Annotated in this window: 20 protein-coding genes; 12 read left to right on the top strand and 8 right to left on the bottom strand. The window is 63.7% G+C overall.

All coding sequences use genetic code 11. From position 1 onward, the window contains the following. Nucleotides 1-29 precede the first annotated feature (29 nt). Nucleotides 30-263, bottom strand: coding sequence for a DUF2093 domain-containing protein (locus LB515_RS25440; protein WP_040986608.1), 234 nt, complete (start codon nt 261-263; stop codon nt 30-32). A gap of 115 nt (nt 264-378) precedes the next feature. On the opposite strand from LB515_RS25440, the gene LB515_RS25445 reads away from it, so the two are divergent. Next, on the top strand, nt 379-981 hold the full coding sequence (locus LB515_RS25445) for a hypothetical protein (RefSeq protein ID WP_224709348.1): 603 nt from the start codon (nt 379-381) through the stop codon (nt 979-981). Between the two features lie 7 nt (nt 982-988). Here the strand turns inward: LB515_RS25445 and LB515_RS25450 are convergent, their stop codons facing one another. After that, nucleotides 989-1,915: a LysR substrate-binding domain-containing protein gene (locus tag LB515_RS25450; RefSeq protein WP_224709349.1), complete on the bottom strand. Its 927-nt coding sequence runs from the start codon at nt 1,913-1,915 to the stop codon at nt 989-991. 90 nt (nt 1,916-2,005) lie between these two features. Here LB515_RS25450 and LB515_RS25455 point away from each other — a divergent pair, with 90 nt between their 5' ends. After that, nucleotides 2,006-2,899: a DMT family transporter gene (locus LB515_RS25455; RefSeq protein ID WP_224709350.1), complete on the top strand. Its 894-nt coding sequence runs from the start codon at nt 2,006-2,008 to the stop codon at nt 2,897-2,899. 122 nt (nt 2,900-3,021) lie between these two features. Further along, nucleotides 3,022-3,780, top strand: coding sequence for a hypothetical protein (locus LB515_RS25460; protein ID WP_224709351.1), 759 nt, complete (start codon nt 3,022-3,024; stop codon nt 3,778-3,780). A 50-nt stretch (nt 3,781-3,830) separates the two neighbouring features. Here the strand turns inward: LB515_RS25460 and mutL are convergent, their stop codons facing one another. Then, complete coding sequence (mutL, locus tag LB515_RS25465) at nt 3,831-5,699, bottom strand: DNA mismatch repair endonuclease MutL (RefSeq protein WP_224601675.1); 1,869 nt, start codon at nt 5,697-5,699, stop codon at nt 3,831-3,833. A 279-nt stretch (nt 5,700-5,978) separates the two neighbouring features. Beyond that, on the bottom strand, nt 5,979-6,881 hold the full coding sequence (locus tag LB515_RS25470; protein WP_224582031.1) for a LysR substrate-binding domain-containing protein: 903 nt from the start codon (nt 6,879-6,881) through the stop codon (nt 5,979-5,981). A gap of 89 nt (nt 6,882-6,970) precedes the next feature. Between LB515_RS25470 and LB515_RS25475 the strand changes: the two genes are divergently transcribed. The 4 genes from LB515_RS25475 (at nt 6,971) to LB515_RS25490 (ending at nt 11,409) form a co-directional block, all read left to right on the top strand. Next, nucleotides 6,971-8,521, top strand: coding sequence for a trimethylamine methyltransferase family protein (locus LB515_RS25475; RefSeq protein WP_224709352.1), 1,551 nt, complete (start codon nt 6,971-6,973; stop codon nt 8,519-8,521). A 58-nt stretch (nt 8,522-8,579) separates the two neighbouring features. Next, complete coding sequence (locus LB515_RS25480) at nt 8,580-10,229, top strand: ABC transporter substrate-binding protein (protein ID WP_224601679.1); 1,650 nt, start codon at nt 8,580-8,582, stop codon at nt 10,227-10,229. Between the two features lie 93 nt (nt 10,230-10,322). After that, the gene (locus LB515_RS25485) at nt 10,323-10,796 is read left to right on the top strand and encodes a DUF3828 domain-containing protein (RefSeq protein ID WP_140840963.1); all 474 of its coding nucleotides are present in this window, start codon (nt 10,323-10,325) and stop codon (nt 10,794-10,796) included. A 4-nt stretch (nt 10,797-10,800) separates the two neighbouring features. Continuing rightward, nucleotides 10,801-11,409, top strand: a complete 609-nt coding sequence (locus tag LB515_RS25490; protein WP_224709353.1) for a hypothetical protein — start codon at nt 10,801-10,803, stop codon at nt 11,407-11,409. 65 nt (nt 11,410-11,474) lie between these two features. On the opposite strand, the gene queF is transcribed toward LB515_RS25490, so the two are convergent. Together queF and LB515_RS25500 are read right to left on the bottom strand one after the other, a co-directional pair. Continuing rightward, complete coding sequence (queF, locus tag LB515_RS25495) at nt 11,475-11,936, bottom strand: preQ(1) synthase (RefSeq protein WP_224709354.1); 462 nt, start codon at nt 11,934-11,936, stop codon at nt 11,475-11,477. 24 nt (nt 11,937-11,960) lie between these two features. Beyond that, on the bottom strand, nt 11,961-12,164 hold the full coding sequence (locus tag LB515_RS25500) for a hypothetical protein (RefSeq protein WP_140840977.1): 204 nt from the start codon (nt 12,162-12,164) through the stop codon (nt 11,961-11,963). On the opposite strand from LB515_RS25500, the gene LB515_RS25505 reads away from it, so the two are divergent. Then, nucleotides 12,154-14,199, top strand: a complete 2,046-nt coding sequence (locus LB515_RS25505; RefSeq protein WP_224709355.1) for an FAD-dependent oxidoreductase — start codon at nt 12,154-12,156, stop codon at nt 14,197-14,199. The genes LB515_RS25500 and LB515_RS25505 overlap by 11 nt on opposite strands. Nucleotides 14,200-14,294: 95 nt before the next feature. On the opposite strand, the gene LB515_RS25510 is transcribed toward LB515_RS25505, so the two are convergent. Then, nucleotides 14,295-14,702, bottom strand: a complete 408-nt coding sequence (locus LB515_RS25510) for a hypothetical protein (protein WP_140634089.1) — start codon at nt 14,700-14,702, stop codon at nt 14,295-14,297. Nucleotides 14,703-14,871: 169 nt separating this feature from the next. Between LB515_RS25510 and LB515_RS25515 the strand changes: the two genes are divergently transcribed. Next, nucleotides 14,872-15,279: a MarR family winged helix-turn-helix transcriptional regulator gene (locus tag LB515_RS25515; RefSeq protein WP_224529100.1), complete on the top strand. Its 408-nt coding sequence runs from the start codon at nt 14,872-14,874 to the stop codon at nt 15,277-15,279. A 169-nt stretch (nt 15,280-15,448) separates the two neighbouring features. On the opposite strand, the gene LB515_RS25520 is transcribed toward LB515_RS25515, so the two are convergent. Further along, nucleotides 15,449-17,518 (bottom strand): putative bifunctional diguanylate cyclase/phosphodiesterase, encoded by a 2,070-nt coding sequence (locus LB515_RS25520; protein ID WP_224529099.1) that lies wholly within the window; start codon nt 17,516-17,518, stop codon nt 15,449-15,451. 287 nt (nt 17,519-17,805) lie between these two features. Between LB515_RS25520 and LB515_RS25525 the strand changes: the two genes are divergently transcribed. From LB515_RS25525 to tdh, 3 genes are read left to right on the top strand one after another with little or no spacing between them, the layout of a single operon-like run. Then, nucleotides 17,806-18,993: a glycine C-acetyltransferase gene (locus LB515_RS25525; protein ID WP_224709356.1), complete on the top strand. Its 1,188-nt coding sequence runs from the start codon at nt 17,806-17,808 to the stop codon at nt 18,991-18,993. Between the two features lie 28 nt (nt 18,994-19,021). Beyond that, nucleotides 19,022-19,465, top strand: a complete 444-nt coding sequence (locus LB515_RS25530; protein ID WP_095767802.1) for an SRPBCC family protein — start codon at nt 19,022-19,024, stop codon at nt 19,463-19,465. A gap of 46 nt (nt 19,466-19,511) precedes the next feature. Beyond that, nucleotides 19,512-20,546: an L-threonine 3-dehydrogenase gene (gene tdh, locus LB515_RS25535; RefSeq protein ID WP_140840991.1), complete on the top strand. Its 1,035-nt coding sequence runs from the start codon at nt 19,512-19,514 to the stop codon at nt 20,544-20,546. The last annotated feature ends 168 nt before the right edge of the window (nt 20,547-20,714 follow it).

A 20,714-nucleotide genomic window follows, 5' to 3' on the forward strand; every position in this document is an offset into this window, starting at 1 on the left:
GGCTGCCAAGCGCCATGGGCTCGCAAGGCTTATCCCCGCTTGCGCAATTCCGGGTGCATCTCGATCTCGCGGGCAAGCGACACCGCGGCGTTCACATAGGGCTCCTGTCGGGCGACGCTCCAATATTTGAGCTCGTCGAGCGGAATGTTCTCGCCCGTCACCGCACAGCGCACGAAGGAGCCGGGACTGGTGACTTGGAAGTCGCCGTCGAGATAACGGATCCGGGCTTCCCTGCCGCCCGGGCCTTCGAAACGGTTCATCATGAAAGGACGCTGCAGTTCATCGGGTTTCAATCGCCATAAATCGCAAGCAACGTCAAGCTTGACGCAATGCTCATCCGGTATGGCTGCAGCGACAAATGATTCCCGGAGCCCCGGCATGGACATCACTCCGCCCCGCTTGAACACGCTGATCAATGAGGCGCTCACCCCGCATGCGGTGCCTTCGCCCAAGGCCGATCCGGCGACGGCGGCTTTGATCAAGACGCTGGTCCAGCCGCCGGCGCCATCAATGGTGCAGGCGGCGCAGTTCGCCGCGCAGGCGCTGCAGAGCGCACAGCCGCGCCCTGCGGCTCAGGCATCGCCACGCCTGTCGTCCTCCGAGGCCGAGGACGCTTACCGGGCCGTCATGGAGCCCGATGCTGCCTTGGATGACGCGCCGGCAAGACCTTCGACGGGCAGGGCGGCGACGGACACCGATCAGGCACCGCGCGGCTTCGCCTCACCGCAGGCAGCGGTCGCCGACAATGCGCCCAGGGCCCCGGTTGCGCCTGCATTGTCCACATTTTCGCCGGCCATCGCTTCCGCCGCGATGCTGGTCGCGGCCAACGCCAATGCACCGCAGCCTCGCGGCGCCGCGGCTCGTCCGGCTGGTCACGCGCCGCGATCCGATTCTGTTGCGGTATCGCTCTGGACGATTTCGGTCGTCACGGCAATCGTCTCGGCCGTGACCGCCACCATCATGGTTCTGTTGCTTCGATAGGCCCGCTCTAGACGTCGTCCTGAAGGAAAGCCTCGAGCTTTTCCGGAGCAAGCCCTGCCTGTTCGGCGATGCGCCTGGCAAGGTCCGCCGCTGCCGCGCGCGGCCGGCCGACCGGGCGGTCCATCCAGTAAGACACCGGATTGAGCGCAGCGCGCTCGTCGACGGCAACGATGCGGCCGGATTGGAGTTGGTCTGCCGTCAGCGGTGGCCGCGCCAGCGCTATGCCCAACCCATGCGCGGCCGCATCGAGCACCAGATTATAGTCCTCGAAACGCCGGTCCTGCGGACGCGGGCGATAGTCCATGTCCTGCGCCGCGAGCCAGGCGCGCCAGGCGGATGCGTCGGAATCGTTGATCAGCGGGAATTTCAGCAGCCGGGCAGGGTCGCCTCGTCCGATCTCCTTCGCCAGCTCCGGCGAGGCGATCGGGAAAATATGCTCCTCGAACAGCTGCACCGAGATGCGGCCCGGAATGCGGCCGCGCCCGCAGCGCACCGAAAGATCGATGCCTTCGTCGGCGAGATCGGCCTGGCGGTTGTCGACGTCAAGCACGATGCGCAGCTTGGTCGGATGGTTCTCCAGCGCGGCCATGCGCGGCATCAGCCACAGTCCGCTCACCGACGGGATCGAGGCCAGCCGCACCACGGCCGTGCCGCGCGGCTCGACCCAGCGGTCGGAGTTGAACGAGATCAGCGCGAAGGCTTCGGCTGTCCTCAAATGCAGCCGGTTGCCCTCGATCGTCAGCGTCACGCCACGCGCGTTGCGCTCGAACACTTTCAAGCCAAGCCAGTCCTCCAGCTTGGCGATCTGACGGCTCACCGCGCCATGAGTGAGGTTGAGCTTTTCAGCCGCCGCGGAAAAACTTCCCATGCGCGCCGCCGCATCGAAGGCGCGCAGGGTTTCAAGCGGCAGTATCTGGTCAGAGCTGTGATCCATGCTCACAGCTGACTCTCGAATTGGTCGTTTGTCAATTGGCCGGCAATGGCGTTCTCTGCATCCATGACGCAGAAAGACGAGGCTACGGCAATGAGCGCTTACACCGGCACGTTGAATGAGACACAGCGCATGGACACCGCGGCCGCAATCGCGGTGACGCTGACGGTCATCGGCTGGGCTTCGGCTTTCCCGGCGATCCGCGCCGGCCTTGCCGCCTTCCAGCCGCTGGAGCTCGGCGCGCTGCGCTTTGCCATCGCGGCGGTTCCGGCCGCCATCTTCCTCGCGGTGAAGCGCCCGGCACTGCCCCGAGTGGACGAGCTGTGGCGCTTCGGCTTCGGCGGCGCCATCTTCGTCGCGCTCTACACCGCCATGCTCAATTTCGGCGAGCTGACCGTCTCGGCAGGTGCGGCTGGCTTCATCATCAATGTCAGCCCGATCTTCACCGCCATCATGGCGATGGCGCTGCTTGGCGAGCGCTTCTCGGTGCTTGCCTGGCTGGGCACCGTCATTTCCTTCGCCGGCATCGGCATCATCGCGGTGGCCGACGGGCACGGCCTTCATTTCAACGCCGGCGCTCTGCTGGTGCTGGGCTCCGCGCTCTGCTCCGCCGTCAATACCATTGTGCAGAAGCCGCTCTTTGCCCGTCATCATCCTCTGACGATATCCGCTTCCAACATGGTGCTCGGCGCGCTCTGCCTGTCGCCCTTCCTGCCCGAGGCTTTTTCGCAGGCAGCGGTCGCCGACACCGCCGGTCTTGGCGCCGTCATCTATCTCGGCATCGTGCCCTCGCTGATCGCCTATGCCGCATGGGCGACCGCGCTGTCGCGCCTGCCCGCCGCGCGCGCCTCGAACTTCCTCTACCTCGTCTCGCCGACCTCCGCCTTGATCGGCTTCTTCTGGCTGGGCGAAATGCCGTCGCTGCTCGGCATCCTCGGCGGCGCGCTGGCGCTGGGTGGCGTGATCGTTGTGAATTTGAAGCGGTAAATCAACGGGTTGCGATCGTTTCCAGACTCGAATTGACAAGTTGGGCTCGGTAACCGGGCGCCCCCCTGTGATGCGGACGTGAGGCAAGCTATCCTGATCCGCCTTTGATGGAGGGGATCGGGATGGGAAGAGGCTTCATTGCCACGGTTTTCTGCCTGCTGATGCTGAGCGGGAAAGCCTTGGCGGGCTGGTACCAGGTGGAAAACTACGAGGGCTCCATCGGACCGAACCCGGTTCACGTCTCCCTGCAGCGCTATGCCAGCTTCGGCAGCGGCATCAGTGTCAAGGGAAGCTATTTCTACGACGCCAAGCAAAGCCCAATCGCGATCTACGGCAAGGCGGAGGGCTCAAAGCTCACGCTGTGCGAGATCGCGGACGACCAGGAATTTCAACGCGTCCTCGTCATGGGGTCGAAAACACCCGTCGACACCACCGGATGTCCTTTCTCTATCGAAATCAGCGAAAGCGGCGCGGCGGGAAGCTGGAGCAAAGGCGTGGACAAATTTCCCGTTACGCTCAGGAAGGTCGCAAGTCTTGACAATACAGGCGACCTGAAGATCGACGGGACCGTCGAAATTCCCTTTTGGGCTGAGACGACCCGCGACAGATTTGCTGGGATTTACACGAAGTCCGACGCCGGCATCTGCATGACGAAAATGCTGGTGATCAACAAGAAGAAAAAGACGGCCATTCAGGAGATCGGCTTCGACGATGAGGACTGCAACGCCGGTATGTCGACGACGCCCATTTATATGAACGTGCAAAAATGGGTGGAGGCAGGCAAGGACATCATTTCGGTGGAATTTGGAGGCGGCAAATTCGCAGGCGCGAACGACTATGTTCTCAACCCGAAGACAGGAAAATACCACCTCAAGAAATGATATTTAGCGTATGGCGCCGACCCTTGCTGTTGCAACGAGCCAGGGGACGCTCACCGCCGCCCGAACAGCCTTTCGATATCGGCGAGCTTGAGCTCGATATAGGTCGGGCGGCCGTGGTTGCAGGTGCCGGATCCGGGCGTCGCCTCCATCTGGCGCAGCAGCGCGTTCATCTCCTCGGCCTTGAGCAGGCGCCCTGACCGCACCGAGCCGTGGCAGGCCATGGTCGCGGCTATTCTGTCCAGCCGCTCCTTCAGCGTTTCGACCGTGTCGTTGTCGGCGATCTCGTCGGCAAGGTCGCGTACCAGTTGCTGCACATTCGTCTCGCCCAGCATCGACGGCGTCTCGCGCACCGCCACGGCTCCCGGCCCGAATCGTTCGAGGCCTAGGCCGAATTTGGCGAGCGTCTCGGAATGCATCGCCAGCCGCTCTGCATCCTCTTCCGGCAGGTCGACGATCTCGGGCAGAAGAAGCATCTGCGAGGGCACGGCGCGCGAGTGCAGCGCATTCTTCAGCGCCTCGTAGACCAGCCGCTCATGCGCGGCATGCTGGTCGACGATGACGAGCGAATCCCTGGTTTGGGCGACGATGTAGTTCTCATGCACCTGCGCGCGCGCCACGCCCAGCACCATGCCGAGCAGCGCTTCGGTCGGCTCGGCCATGCCGGCGCGGACATCGGCGCTGGCGAGCGGCCCGGTGTCGAAGGCCGCCTGCTCGTTCTCGGCGAAGCCGTTTCGTGGCGCCCGTGCTTCGCCCATGTCGAGCGGCCGCTGCGCCGAGCGCAACGGGTCGAAGCCTCCGGAGGCGGAAGCGTGATAAGTGGCCTCGTAGCTGCGATGGCCGTTGGCCGGGCCGGCATGCGAGTAGGGCGCCGCGCCCGGCCGGAATGCCGCCATCATGCCGGCGGCGCCCGTTGTTGCCGCGCGGATGCCGGCGCCGGCCAGCGCCTCGCGGATGGCGCCGACGATCAGCCCGCGCACCAGGCCGGGATCCCGGAAGCGCACGTCGGCCTTGGCGGGATGGACGTTGACGTCGACGATCGAGGGATCGAGCGACAGGAAGAGCACCGTCACCGCATGCCGGTCTCGCGGCAGCACGTCGGCGAAGGCGCCGCGGATCGCGCCGGCGATCAGCTTGTCGCGCACCGGCCGTCCATTGACATAGGCATATTGCTGCAGCGCATTGGCACGCGTGTAGGACGGGATCGAGACGTGGCCGGCAAGGTGAACTCCCTCCCGCGCGGCATCGATGGCAATGGCATTGTCCGGGAAATCCTTGCCCATCACTTGCGCGACGCGGGCAAGCCGGCCCTCCGGCGTGTCGCTGGTTGCGGGCAGTTCCAGCGTCGAGCGGTCGGCGCCGGCCAGCGTGAAGCGGACAGCGGGAAAGGCGATGGCGATACGCTTCACCACGTCGCTGGTGGCCGAGCTTTCGGCGCGCTCGCCCTTCATGAATTTCAGCCTGGCCGGTGTGGCGAAGAAAAGGTCGCGCACCTCGACCGTGGTGCCGCGGTTTGCCGCCGCCGGCTTCACCGCCGAGACGCGCCCGCCGTCGATGCCGATCTCGGCCGCGCTGTCGCCGCCAGCCGTGCGCGAGCGGATCGACAGCCGGGCCACCGAGCCGATCGAGGGAAGCGCCTCACCGCGGAAACCCAGCGAGCGGATGTCGTGGATGCTGTCGGACAGCTTGGAGGTGCAGTGCCGCGCGACCGCCAGCGCCAGTTCCTGTTCCGGAATGCCCGAGCCGTCATCGGTGACGCGGATGAGATTGAGCCCGCCGCCGGCGGTGACGATCTCCACGCGCGATGCGCCGGCATCAAGCGCATTCTCGACCAACTCCTTCACCACGCTCGCCGGACGCTCGATGACCTCGCCGGCGGCGATCTGGTTGATCATCGTTTCGGAAAGCTGGCGGATGGGCATGAGGCGACTATAGGCGGATTCGACCGGCGTGGGGGAGGGGCAGGATGAAGTTGGCAACAATTAACGCCGCGATCCTTCGCACCCCCCTCTGTCCTGCCGGACATCTCCCCCACTTGGGGGGAGATTGGCAGCTTCGCCGGTGGCGCTTCCCTTGCAACGTTGGAGATTGGCTAAGGTCGGCGCGAAATCTGATCTCCCCACTCGTGGGGGAGATGGCCGGCAGGCCAGAGGGGGGCGCTGTCCCGCCAGCGTTGCCTGCATCGCCGAACGAATGCAAATCTAAGCCTGCGCCACCAGCCAGTCCCTGACCCTGCGCGCATTGTCGCTGAGGTCGCGGTTCTTCGGCCAGATGACATGGAAGCCGATGCCGGTCCGCATCACATGATCGGTCACCGGCACCAGCAGCCCTGATGCCACCAGACGCTCGACCAAGTGCCGCCACCCAAGCGAGATGCCTTGCCCTTCCATCACCGCCTGGATCACCAGGGCATAGTCGTTGATGCGCAACCCGCGCTCCGCATTGCGCAGGCTGGTTCCGGCCGAAGCGAACCATTCGTCCCAGTTCGGCGCCTCGCGATAGGGCTCCTCGAGATGGATCAGCCGGTGCGTTGCCAGTTCCTCGACCGTCTTCGGCTTACCGAATTTCGCGAGGTAGTTCGGCCCGGCGACCGGGAAGATCTCCTCGTCGGAGAGCGACAGCGAGTGGTAGTCCGGCCAGTCGCGCGGCACCCCGCCGCGCACGCCGAGCGGAATCCCTTCGGCGATGATGTCGAGGTCGCGGTCGGCGGTCTGGATGCGCAGGTCGATACCCGGCAGTTCGTCGCGGAACTGCTGCAGGCGCGGCATCATCCAGAACGAGCCGAAAGCCGTCGAGGCGGCCAAAGTCACATGGCCGCCGGTTGCCTGCAGGCGCAGGTCCTCTGCCGACTTGCGGATATGCGACAGGCCGAGCGAGACGTCGGCATGGAAGCGCTCGCCGGCTTCCGTCAGAAGCACCTGGCGGTGGCGCCGCTGGAAGAGCTTGGCGCCGAGCTGCTCCTCCAGGCCGCGAACGGCATAGGAAACGGCGGCCTGCGTCATGCCGAGCTCGCGCCCGGCGGCAGTGAAGCTCGACAGCCGGCCGGCGGCTTCGAAGACGATGAGGCTGCCGGCGGAGGGCAGGAGGTGGCGCAGGCTTCGCATAAGGTGAACTTATACAGAAGATCAGGATTTTCCAGCGTCACAGCCATATTTTGCCTCGCTAACGTGAGTGGCGGGAAGAAGGAGCCTCCATGAACGCACCGGCCGTTGAATTGACCGAACAGACCCACCGCCGCGGCGGCGGCCGTCTTGGCCGCAAGGCGCTGAGAAGCGCGCCGATCGCGTCCTTCCCCACCCTTGTGCGCAAGATCCCCGCCTATGAGATCGTGCCCGACGAGGCGGTGGAGTTGATCCACGAGGAATCGCTCAAGATCCTCGAGGAAGTGGGGTGCGAATTCCGCGACGACGGGGCGATCGAGCTCTGGAAGGCCGCCGGCGCCGATGTCAGGCAAACGCGCGTCCGCATCGACCGCGCACTCCTGATGGAACTCGTCTCGAAAGTTCCGCCGGAATTCACGCTCAACGCGCGCAATCCGGAGCGCACGGTGCGCGTCGGCGGCAAGAACTCGATCTTCGTGCCGATGTATGGCGCTCCCTATATCCGCGACTTCGACAACAAGCGCCGTTACGGCACGCTGGCCGACCTCAACAATTTTCACAAGATGGCCTACATGGCGCCGGCGCTGCATTCGTCGAGCTCGGTCATCTGCGAGCCAATGGAAATCGCCGTGCCGAAGCGGCATCTCCACATCATCCATTCGGCGCTGAAACATTCCGACAAACCGTTCATGGGCATCGTCACGTCGAAGGAGCGCGCCGAGGACACGATGGCGATGGCTGGCATCGTCTTCGGCGAGGACTTCGTGCGCGACAACCCGGTGCTGGTGGCGATCACCAACTGCAATTCGCCGCTGGTCTGGGACGCCACCATGATCGACGCCATGCGGGTCTATGCGAGCCACAACCAGCCGCTGATCCTGGCGCCTTTCGCGCTATGCGGCGCCTCGACCTCGGCCTCCGCCGTCGGCGCGGTGGCGCAGGTCAATGCCGAGGCGCTCGCCGGCGTGGCTTTGACCCAGCTCATCCGGCCCGGCTCGCCGCAGCTCTACGGCCAGTTCATGGTCACCGTCGACATGAAGACCGGCGCGCCGATGGGCGGCACGCCGGAAGCCGCGCAGATGATGTATCTGATGGGCGCCCTGGCCAGGAAATACAAGCTGCCCTGGCGCACCTCCGGCTTCCATGTCGGCTCCAAGCTCAATGACGCCCAGGCCGGCTATGAGGCGAACATGCTGATGCATGCCGCGATCCTTTCCGGCGCCAACTACATCTGGCATTCCGCCGGTTGGCTGGAGGCGGGCCTCACCTGCGGTTATTCGAAATTCGCCACCGACTGCGAGCAGCTGGTCGGCTGGTACAAATATGCCGGGGGCGTTCCCTTCGACGATTTCAAGGAAGCGATGGCGGCAATCCGCGAGGTCGGTCCGCAAGGGCATTTCCTCGGCACGCAGCACACGCTCGAGCATTTCGAGAGCGCCTTCTTCATGCCCAACATCATGGACTTCAATTCCTTCGAGCAGTGGAGCGCCGAAGGCGCCAAGGATCATGACACGCGCGGCCGAGAAAAGGCGCGCGCCATGCTCGCCGACTACCAGGAGCCGAAGCTCGACGAAGGCATCGCCGAAGGTCTCAGGGATTTGATCGCCCGGCGTGAGGAAAAGCTGCCGGACAGCGTTAGTTAATAGACGAAAGTTCAAGCAAAAGGGCAAAAGACCCGCTCAAACCAATGGGAGAAAGAGAATGACACTGTTCAGAAGCAATGGCGACCGGGTTCCGGCCGCTATCGAAGCGATGGCCGAGGAGGCGCGGGCAGGGCGTGTCGACCGGCGCGAATTCCTGGCTCTGGCAAGCGCTTTCGGTGCATCGACGGCTTTCGCCTATGGCATGCTCGGCCTTGCCGCGCCGACCAAGGCCCTTGCCGATGAGCCCAAGAAGGGCGGTACGCTACATGTCGCGATGTCGGTCAAGGCGCAGAAGGATCCGCGCACCTATGACTGGACGGAGATGGCAAACGTCACCCGCACGTGGCTGGAACCGCTGGTGCGCTACACGCACCAGTTCACTTTCGAGCCGGTGCTGCTCGAAAGCTGGGACGTCAATGACGACGCCACCGAATACACGCTGCACCTGCGCAAGGGCGTGACCTGGAACAATGGCGATGCCTTCAACGCCGATGATGTGGTTTTCAATCTGAACCGCTGGTGCGAGAAGGGGGCGTCCGGCAATTCCATGGCGGCTCGTGTCGGCGCGCTGATCGATGCCAAGACTGGCAAGGCCAAGGACGGCGCGATCACCAAGGTCGATGACCACACGGTCAAGCTGAAGCTCAACGAAGCCGACATCGCCATCATCCCCGGCCTCACCGACTATCCGGCCCTGGTCGTGCACCGCGACTTCGACAAGGACGGCGCCGACCCGATCAAGAAGCCGATCGGCACCGGAGCTTTCGAGCTGGTGTCCTATTCGGTTGGTCAGAAGGCGGTCGTCAAGCGCCGCGAGAACGGCAAGTGGTGGGGCGGCGAAGCGCCGCTCGACGGGGTCGAGTTCATCGACTACGGCACCGACTTCAACGCCACGCTCAATGCCTTCGATTCCGGCGAGATCGACCTCGACTTCGAAACGCCGGCCGACTACATCGACCCGCTAGACAAGATGGATCTGGTGAAGTCGGAGGTCGCGACGGCGACCACGCTCGTTGCCCGCACCAACATCACGCATAAGCCCTATGACGACAAGCGGGTGCGCAACGCGCTGCAGATGGCGGTCGACAACAACCAGGTGATGCAGCTCGGCTATAATGGCCGCGGCACGGTCGGCGAGAACCACCATGTCAGCCCGATACATCCTGAATACTACCCGCTGCCCAAGAAGGAGCGCGACGCCGCCGGCGCCAAGAAGCTGATGGCGGAGGCAGGTCAGGCCGATTTCGAGCATGAGCTGATCACCGTCGAGGACGAATGGCAGAAGAACACCGGCGATGCGATTGCCGGCCAGCTGCGCGACGCCGGCATCAAGGTGAAGCGCACGGTGCTGCCCGGCTCGACCTTCTGGAACGACTGGACGAAATATCCTTATTCTATGACCATCTGGTACATGCGCCCGCTCGGCGTGCAGGTGCTGGCGCTCGGCTACCGCACCGGCGAGGCCTGGAACGAGACAGCCTATTCCAACCCGGAGTTCGACGCCAAGCTCAAGGATGCGCTGTCGCAGATCGACGTCGCCAAGCGCAAGGAGGTGATGAAGGATGTCGAGGCGATCCTGCAGGATTCCGGCGTCATCATCCAGCCCTTCTGGCAGAAGCTCTACTGCCACATGAACAAGAAGGTGAAGAACTATTCGATGCACCAGACCTACGAAATGGACTTCCAGAACGTCTGGCTGGATGCCTGAGCGCGACTGGACTTCATGAGCCGCAAAAAAGCCGGTATGCAGGATGCGTGGCAGCGAGCTTGCCGCCACGCACCGAACCTCCGGAGATCCTGCATGAAGCCGATAGTGCTTGCCGCTGCCATGTCGATAGCCTTGCCCGGCGCCGCGCTTGCCGGGCCGGCTTCCAACACCGTGAAGTTCTTCTACGTGCCGGAGGTGAAGTTCGAGGCGGACGCCAAATACCGCGACCGCTTCACCGAGCCGGTGACCAAGCTGTTCGAAGCCAACGACAAGGCGCAGAAGGAGAAGCCCGACGAGGTATCCTGTATCGACTTCGACCCGGGCCTCGACGCCCAGGATTTCGACCAGAAGACCCTGTCGAAGACGCTGAAGCTCACCGAAGCCGTCAACGGCGACACCGCCGAGGTGACGGCAAGCTTCAATCTTTTCCCGGAAGGCGATGACTCCAAACGCGAAATGGTGTGGTCGCTGAAGAAAGTGGACGGCAAGTGGAAGATCGCCGATATCACCTCCAAGACCAGCGACTGGAAGCTCAGCGCGCTGGAATGCGGCGCCTCGACGGAGTGACGCCGTGCTTCGCTGGTCCGTCCTCGTGCTGTCGAGCTTGTCGATGCTGGCCGCGGGGCTGAGCGGCGGAGCCTCGGCGCAGGCGCTCTTCGGCTCGCCGCCCCCGAACGCGTCTTCAGGCGACAAAGCGCCCGAGATCGACAAGTCGCCGCCAGCGGTCGACAAGTCGCCGCCTGCCGCGGCGCCGGAAATCAAGCCGACCGAACCGGCGCCCGTCGCACCTGTCCTGCCCGGATCGCCGACCGCGGTGGTGAAGCCGTTCTACGAACATGTCGGGTTGGAACTCGACCCTTCTCAGCGCAAGAACTTCATCGATCCGGCGAAAACCGTGCTCGACAAGAGCGATGCGCTACGCGTCTCGGGGCAGGGCGAATGCCTCGACCCCAACATGGCGCTCGACAATGTAGATTATGACAAGCTCGCCATCGACCGGAGCCTGCGCACCATCGAAGCCGTCAATGGCGACGAGGCCAAGGTGGTCGTCGCCTTCGTCGTCGAAGGCCACCAGCACCGGCTGGAATGGAAGCTGAAGAAGGTCGGCGGCGCCTGGAAGGTCTCCGACCTTCTGTCGGTCACCGGCGAGTGGGCGCTCAGCCAGTACCAATGCGAATGAAAGTGACTAAAGATCAGCGTCGGCGATCCTTCGCGCGCTTTCGCGCCAGCCCTTCGCAACAAATCTCAACCGCGCCCGCGATAGGGCGCAACGCCGGTATCCGGCAGCCAGGCGTCCTTGGGTGGCGCGCCGGTCTGCCAGAAGACGTCGATGGGGATGCCGCCGCGCGGGAACCAGTAGCCGCCCACGCGCAGCCAGAGCGGCTTGGTGGCCTCCACGATGCGGCGGCCGATCATCACAGTGCACTCCTCATGGAAGGCGCCGTGGTTGCGGAACGAGGTCATGAACAATTTCAGCGACTTCGATTCCACCAGCGTCCGGTCAGGCGCGTAGTCGATGACGATGTGGGCGAAATCCGGCTGGCCGGTGACTGGGCACAGCGAGGTGAATTCGGGGCAGGTGAAGCGCACGATCGCCGGCGGGCCGTCGCCGCGATTGAAAGGCACGGTCTCCAGAACCGCCTGTTCGGGGCTCTGTGGCGTCTCGACGTGCTTGCCGAGCTGGGTGAGGTTTTTGGCGTCGGTCATGGGCGGGCTCCTTGCTCCCGGCCGTTAGAAGCGCAGTTCAATGCGGCGGGCGCGAAACGAAGGTTGAAAGAAGCGTTGCAGTCCTCTCGGGCGCAGCGCGTTTGACCGCTCATTAGCATCGGACCGAAAAGTGCGCAGCGGTTTTCGGATGAATCCGATGCGTGAAATGGAAGCGGGAGCGCTCCGCTCCCGCACAATTTGAAACGGCAGGAAGACAATGACCAGCAACGACCCGCTTCTCCAACCCTATCAGCTCAAGCACCTGACGCTGAAGAACCGGGTGATGTCGACGAGCCATGAGCCGGCCTATTCCGAGGACGGCATGCCGAAGGAGCGCTACCGGCTCTATCATGCCGAGAAAGCCAAGGGTGGCATGGCGCTGACCATGACGGCGGGCTCGGCGATCGTCTCGCGCGACAGTCCGGCTGCCTTCGGCAATCTGCATGTCTATGACGACAGGATCGTGCCGTGGTTGGCCGAACTCGCCGATGCCTGCCATGAGCATGACTGCAAGGTGATGATCCAGATCACTCATCTCGGCCGCCGCACGGGCTGGAACAAGGCCGACTGGCTGCCGGTGCTTTCGGCCTCGCCGGTGCGCGAGCCGGCCCACCGCGCGTTCCCGAAGACCATCGAGGAGTGGGATATCGAGCGCATCGTCGCCGACTATGCTTCGGCCGCGCAGCGCTGCCAGGCAGCCGGGCTCGACGGCATCGAGTTCGAATCCTATGGCCATCTGATGGACGGCTTCTGGTCGCCGCTCACCAACCATCGCGACGACGAGTTCGGCGGCTCGCTCGACAACCGGCTGCGCTTCACCGACATGGTGCTCGACGCCGTGCGCGCAGTGGTCGGTAAAGAATTCATCGTCGGCATCCGCATGGTCGCCGACGAGGATGTCGAAAAGGGCATCTCGAAGGAAGTTGGCGTCGAGATCGCCAGGCGCTTGGCCTCATCCGGCAAGGTTGATTTTCTCAACATCATCCGCGGCACGATCGAGACCGATGCGTCGCTGACCAAGGTCATCCCGGTGGCCGGCATGCGATCCTCGCCGCATCTCGATTTCGCCGGCGAGGTGAGGGCGGCGACGAAATTCCCGACCTTCCATGCGGCGCGCATTTCCGATGTCGCCACGGCTCGCCACGCCATCGCCACCGGCAAGCTCGACATGGTCGGCATGACCCGCGCCCATATCGCTGATCCGCATATCATCCGCAAAGTGATGGAAGGCCGCGAGCACGAGATCCGCCCCTGCGTCGGCGCCACCTATTGTCTCGACCGCATCTATGAGGGCGGCGAGGCGCTGTGCGTCCACAACGCCGCGACCGGCCGCGAGGCGACCATTCCGCACGTCATCGCCAAGAGCGAGGGACCGAAGAAGAAAGTCGTGGTGGTGGGCGCTGGCGCCGGCGGTCTGGAGGCCGCCCGCGTCGCCGCCGAACGCGGTCATCAGGTGACTGTGCTCGAAGCCTCAAGCCAGGCCGGAGGACAGGTGCGCTTGGCAACCCAGAACCCGCGCCGCAAGGAGCTGATCGGCATCATCGACTGGCGATTGGCCGAGCTCGACCGTCTCGGCGTCGAGATCCGCTACGACACTTGGGCCGAGAAGGATGACGTGCTGGCGTTGGCGCCGGATGTGGTGATCGTGGCGACCGGCGGCATGCCGCAGAACCCGCCGCTGACGGCCGGCGACAATCTTGTCACCTCGAGCTGGGACATCATGGCCGGGAGCGTCAAGCCGGCCGAGAACGTGCTGCTTTACGACGACAATGGCGGCCATCAGGGCATGGGCGCCGCCGAGCTGATCGCCAACAGTGGCTCGAAGCTGGAATTGGTTTCGCCCGAGCGCTTCTTCGCGCCGGAAATGGGCGGTCTGAACCACGTGCCCTATATGCGCGCCTTCCACGAAAAAGGCGTCACCGTCACCATCAACACCCGCCTGCGTTCGGTGCGGCGCGAGGGCAACCAGCTCGTCGCCGAGCTGGCGTCGGACTTCGCAGACGGCTGGCGCGGCGAGCGGCGCATCGACCAGGTGGTGGTCGAGCACGGCACCGTGCCGCTCGACGATCTCTACCTTGCGCTCAAGCCTTTGTCGAAGAATGGCGGCGCGGTCGACTATGAGCGGCTGGTGAGCGGCGGCGACATCTTCCCCGCTCGCAATTCCGAAGGCGGCTTCGTGATGTTTCGCATCGGTGACGCTGTCGCCTCGCGCAACATCCACGCCGCCATCTATGACGGCATCCGGTTCGGGATCAGGATCTGACGGTTGTGGCGCGCAACGGACCTTTGCCAGGAGAGCCATCTGCCGCTTTGGTCCGTTGCGCGCCGCGCCCGGTCGGTTTTGCCGGCCGTGCGATTTCAAAACAGCTTGGCAGACGCCATGCAAAACACGGTGATGACCAGCAGCCCGCCGGCAATGCGTTCGCCTCTCGTCATTTTCGCCCGCAGCTGGGTTTGCGTCGCCTGATCTGCACCGGCCAGCTGTCTGCTGGCGGAGGCGACAAGCGCGCCCTGCACGCCGGCGGCGACCAGCGCCGTCAAAATGCCCAGCGCCAGCACCTTCTCCATTGAGCCGAAAGCCCCTTCGTGGAAGAAATACCAGAGCAATATGCCGGTCAGGAACGCCAGGCCGGAGGCGCCGAGCTGCGGTCGGATGAAGCGCTCCGCCTTGATCTCCGGATCGCGGGCAACCGCAATGGTTGTGCCGGCCCAGAACACGCCGGCCATGACGTGCAGACCGATGGTGACGATATAGACATATTGCATGACCGCATTCCTCTCTGCCGCCCGCCGCGCGTCGCAGCATGCCGACGCCATCAATAAGACAAAGTTAGATATCTAACGGTTAGATGTCAATCATGAAGCCAGGTTTCATGTTCCAATCGCTTTGCTCTACTGTCAGGTCATGACACCGTTTGACCGTCCGCCCGTCGGCATGACTCTGGCTCGCACCTCGAAAGTGGTGGCGCAGGCTTTCGATGCCGCGATGGTTGAGGCCGGCGGCACGCTGCCGGTCTGGGTGACTTTGCTGTCGGTCAAGTCGAAGGAACTGGCGAACCAGCGCGAGCTTGCCGGCATGATCGGTATCCAGGGCGCGACTCTCACCCATCACCTCAACGGCATGGAGGCGCAAGGGTTGCTGACACGTCGCCGCGATCCGGAAAACCGCAGGGTCCACCAGGTGGCGTTGACGGAAGCCGGCGAAGCGCTGTTCGAAAAGTTGCGCCTCGCGGCGGTAGCCTTCGACAAGCGTCTGCGGGCTGGTATCCCCGATGACAAGCTCGCCGAGTTCACGCAGGTGCTTGCGGCCCTTAGGCGCAACGCCGAGCCGCCTCAGTCGTAGTCCGATATCGCGCCGAAGGTGTAGCCTCGCCGTAGCCTTCATAGGGCGGAGATACCTATGAGGGCTTCGGCCGGCGAAAGCCGGAGGGGAGCGTACTTAACGTACGTGAGCACCGGAAGCGCAGAAGGCCGCTGTTCACGGGCCGGCCTCACCCGAATAGCAACTGACCTTAGGCCAAGCTGCCCTGCAGCACCTTCAGCTTCGTCTTCTTCGGGCTACGCGCCAAAAGCCATTCGCGCGCCTTGTCCTGCGGCATCGGGAAGGCGATGGAATAGCCTTGCACCTGATCGCAGCCGATCGCCATCAGCGAGTCGAGCTCGGCCTCGGTTTCGGCTCCCTCGGCGACGATCGAGATGCCCAACCCCCGCGCAAGCTCGGTGATGGCGCGCACGATCTTGGAGTTGTCGCCGTTCTCGTTGATGTTCTGGACGAAGCGGCGGTCGATCTTGAGCCGGTCGATCTCGTTGGGGTTGACGTGGCTGAGCGAGGCATAGCCGGTGCCGAAGTCGTCAAGCTCGAGATGCACGCCGGCGGCGCGGATGTGGCGCAGCTTGGCGGCGATCCCGGTCTTCTCGTCATCGAGGATGACGGATTCCACGATCTCCAGCGCCAGCTTCTGTGGGGGCAGCCCGGCCCGCTCCAGCGTGCCGAACAAGAAGGCGTCGAAATCGAGCTCGCGCAGCTCCGTGCCCGAGACATTGACGGCGATGCGCCCGAAATCGATGCCGGCGCGGTTCCATTCGGCGGCTTCCTCGATCGCTTTGGCGATAACGATGCGGCCGACATCCGGCATGAAGCCGCATTTTTCGGCGACGGGAATGAATTCGCCGGGCGAGATCATACCGCGCGTCGCGTGCTTCCAGCGCACCAGCGCCTCGATGCCGCTGATCTTGCCGCTGGTCAGCGATACCTGCGGCTGGAAATAGACCTCAAAACTCTTGTTGGCGATCGCCGTGCGGATGTCCTGTTCGAGCTGCTTGCGGTAGTCGAGCTCGCGGCGCAGTTCCTCGGAGAAGAAGGAGAAGTTGCCGCCGCCGAGCTTCTTGGCGGAATAAAGCGCGAGATCGGCATGGACGAGCAGGTCCTGCGCGTTGTCGGCGTCGACCGGATAGACGGCGATGCCGGCGCTGGCGCCGGGCATGATGGTCGTGCCCTGGAACGTGATCGGCTCGTTGATCTCGCCGAGAATGCGCTTGGCCAGCGCATGGATGTCCTCGGTGCTGCCGGCGCCGTTGAGGATCATGACGAACTCGTCGCCACCAAGCCGCGCGCACAGATCCGACGCGCGGCAGGAATCGCGCATGCGCTGCGCGGTCACCACCAGCACGTAGTCGCCGGCAGCATGGCCAAGCGTGTCGTTGATCTGCTTGAAGCGGTCGAGATCGAGCTGGATCACCGCCAGGCGCTCGCGGCGGCGGTGAGCGCCTTTGATCAGCGTTTCGAAATGGTCGGTAAGGAAGGTGCGGTTGTGCAGCCCGGTCAGGCCGTCATGCACGGCGATGAAGGCCATCGAGTTGCGCGCGTCGACCAGCTCGCGTGTCTTGCGCAGGATGGCGTTGGACATCGGCCGGAAAATGAACAACGCGACCAGCACGATGACGCCAAGGGTGGCAAAGAAAAGGGTGCGGTGCAGGTTGAGCAATTGACCGGAGCGTTCGTCTGCAAAGGCGCTGATGCGCTGGCCGAGCGCGGCATAGCCGGACAAGGTCGCATTGGCGAGGGAGGCGTCGAGGCCGGCGCGCTCGGTGCCGCCCTTGTAGCCATCGCTTTGCATGCCGAGTTGGGATCCGAAGGACGAGGCCAGTCGCTCTCCGTTGGCCACCAGACCGACGGAGAAATAGTCGAGATGGAACGGCTTGCTGAACAGCACGTATTCGATCGATTTGGGATCGTTGCGCGCCGGCGACAGCGGGTCGGCGCCGGTCTCGGTGAGCAGCCGGTCGTAATTGGTTTCGAACTCGCCGGTCGCCTGCTTGAGCGCGGTCACCAGCGCCGGCTGCTTGTCGCGCGAGGCAGCACCCGTGGCGCTGGCCAGGAAGACGATGCGCTGCGACAGCGCCTTCTGCGTCTGGACGATGTCGAGCAGCGCATCATTGTGCTGTTGCTGCGCCATCAACTGCTGCAGAAGGATGAAGGAGGCGATCACCATGGCGGCGATGATCGTCAGCGCCAGCCAGTAGCCGGTCTTGATGAGCAGGATCAGCTTGCGCGAAACGCTCTGCACTGGCTGCTGCGACATAACTGGGTGACCCCTCCGGTCGACGGATACCTGCCAAGGATTCGTGGCGGGAAAACGATTAACTTGAAAGGGTTAACGGGTCGGCAAGGTGATCGCGGCAGCGCGGAAAAGCTCGCAAGATGGTTATCACGTCCTTTCTTGCACATCTCTTTTTTGATCCTATTGCCGCTACGCCATCGCAGGGATTGCGACCGGGCTTTCGCAGCGCCACCGAAGCGGTCGCTTTTGCGATGGATTTTTCGTGCCCGTAGCGCGACAGTCCGGCCTCGAACCGAACAGGGCCGACCATGAGCAAAGCATTCCTTTCCCATATCGACAGCGAGCTTCAAGGGCTGAAATCGGCCGGACTCTACAAGTCCGAGCGGGTGATCTCCTCGATGCAGTCCGCCGAGATCGAGGTCGGCGGCGAAAAGGTGCTGAATTTCTGCGCCAACAACTATCTCGGGCTCGCCGACAGCCCGGATCTGCGCGACGCGGCAAAGCACGCGCTCGACCGCTACGGCTACGGCATGGCCTCCGTGCGCTTCATTTGCGGCACGCAGGAGGAACACAAGCAGCTTGAGGCGACCATCTCTTCCTTTCTGGGCATGGACGATACCATCCTCTATTCTTCCTGCTTCGACGCCAATGGCGGCCTGTTCGAAACGCTGCTCGGCGAGGAGGACGCCATCATCTCGGATGCGCTGAACCACGCCTCGATCATCGATGGCGTGCGGCTCTCGAAGGCCAAACGTTTCCGCTACGCCAACAACGACATGGCCGATCTCGAGGCCCGGCTGAAGGAGGCCAAGGACTGCCGCTTTCGGCTGATCGCCACCGACGGCGTGTTCTCGATGGACGGCATCATTGCCAATCTCAAGGGCGTCTGCGACCTCGCCGAGAAATATGACGCCATGGTCATGGTCGACGACAGCCATGCGGTCGGCTTCGTCGGCAAGAACGGCCGTGGCTCGGCCGAGCATTGCGGCGTCGAGGGCAGGGTGGACATCATTACCGGCACGCTTGGCAAGGCGCTGGGCGGTGCCTCCGGCGGCTACACGTCGGGCAAAGGCCAGGTGGTCGACTGGCTGCGCCAGCGCTCGCGCCCCTATCTCTTCTCCAACACGCTGATGCCGGCGATCGCCGGCGCCTCGATCAAGGTCTTCGACCTGATCCGCCATGGCGACGCGTTGCGCGAGCGCCTATATGCCAATGCGGGCCGGTTCCGTTCCAGGATGGGCAAGCTCGGCTTCACGCTGGCTGGCGCCGATCATCCGATCATCCCGGTGATGCTGGGCGACGCGGCGCTGGCGCAGGAGATGGCGCAGCGCATGCTGGAGCGTGGCATCTACGTCATCGGCTTCTCCTTCCCGGTGGTGCCGAAAGGTCAGGCGCGCATCCGCACGCAGATGTCTGCCGCCCATTCCAGCGCCGACATCGACAGGGCCGTCGCGGCCTTCGGCGACGTGGGAAAAGAACTGGGTGTAATCGCTTGACCCACGCCGAGGAAAACAGAAGTCGGCCATGACGATCGATGTCACGAGCAGGATCGAGATCGCCAGGCCCCGCGCGGTCGTCGCCGCCTTTTCCGCCGATCCGGACAACGTGCCCCGCTGGTACGTCAATATCAAATCGGTCGAATGGAAGACGCCCCGACCGGTCCAGGTAGGATCGAGAATTGCATTCGTAGCGCAGTTCCTCGGACAGCGCCTTGTTTACACCTACGAAATTGTCGATCTCGTGCAGGGCGAGCGGCTGGTGATGCGAACCGCCGAAGGACCGTTTCCCATGGAAACGAGTTATGCATGGCGCGATACCCGAGAAGGCGCTACCCATATGGCGCTCCGGAACCGCGGTACCCCGACAGGCTTTTCCCGTCTTGTGGCGCCGTTTATCGCCCTGGCCGTTCGGCGTTCGACCGATCGAGACTTGCTCCGGCTGAAGAACATTCTGGAGGCGGCGCACTGATGAAACCGATCCCATCGAGACAGGCAAGATTTTTGAGGAGCGTCTGATGTCGAATATGATGAAGGCGCTGGTGAAGGCCAAGGCCGAGCCGGGCATCTGGATGGAAGAGGTGCCGGTGCCGGAGATCGGCCCCAACGACGTGCTGATCAAGGTCAAGAAGACCGCGATCTGCGGCACCGACGTCCATATCTACAATTGGGACCAGTGGGCGCAGAAGACGGTGCCCGTGCCGATGGTGACGGGCCACGAATTCGTCGGCACGGTCGCTGATTTCGGCTCCGCGGTCACCGAATACAAGGTCGGCCAGCGCGTGTCGGGCGAAGGCCACATCGTCTGCGGCCATTGCCGCAACTGCCGCGCCGGCCGAGGGCATCTCTGCCGCAACACGCTCGGCGTCGGCGTCAACCGTCCCGGCGCCTTCGGCGAGTATCTGGCGATCCCACAGCACAATGTCGTGCCGATCCCCGACGATGTGCCGGACGAGATCGCCGCTATCTTCGATCCGCTGGGCAATGCCGTGCACACAGCCTTGTCCTTTGATCTGGTCGGCGAGGACGTGCTGGTCACCGGCGCCGGGCCGATCGGCATCATGGGTGCGCTGGTGGCGCAATGCGTCGGCGCGCGAAAGGTCGTCATCACCGATATCAACCCGGTGCGATTGGATCTGGCGCGAAAACTCGGTGTCCAGCATGTCGTCGACGCCTCGAAGGAAAAGCTGCGCGACGTTATGCCGTCGATCGGCATGAGCGAAGGTTTCGACGTCGGGCTGGAGATGTCGGGCGCGGCTCCCGCTTTCCGCGACATGATCGACACCATGAACAATGGCGGCAAGATCGCCATCCTCGGCATCGCGCCGACCGGCTTCGAGATCGACTGGAACAAGGTCATCTTCAAGATGCTGCATCTGAAGGGCATCTACGGCCGCGAGATGTTCGAGACCTGGTACAAGATGATTGCGCTCGTGCAGGGGCCGCTGGATGTTTCCGGGTTGATCACGCATCGGATCGGGATCGACGATTTCCAGGTCGGATTCGATGCGATGAGGAGTGGGAGTTCTGGGAAGGTTGTGATGGATTGGTAGGGGCCGGGACTATTAGAGAAGCACGGCGGGACAGCACTCCCCTCTGGCCTGCCGGCATCTCCCCCGCAAGGGGGGAGATCAGACTTTACGAAGGCCTCGCCAATTTCTGACGTTGCATAAATGAGCGAGGCGTTGAAACAGCTAATCTCCCCCCTTGCGGGGGAGATG

Source organism: Mesorhizobium sp. CA15 (assembly GCF_020165215.1).
Classification (GTDB): domain Bacteria; phylum Pseudomonadota; class Alphaproteobacteria; order Rhizobiales; family Rhizobiaceae; genus Mesorhizobium.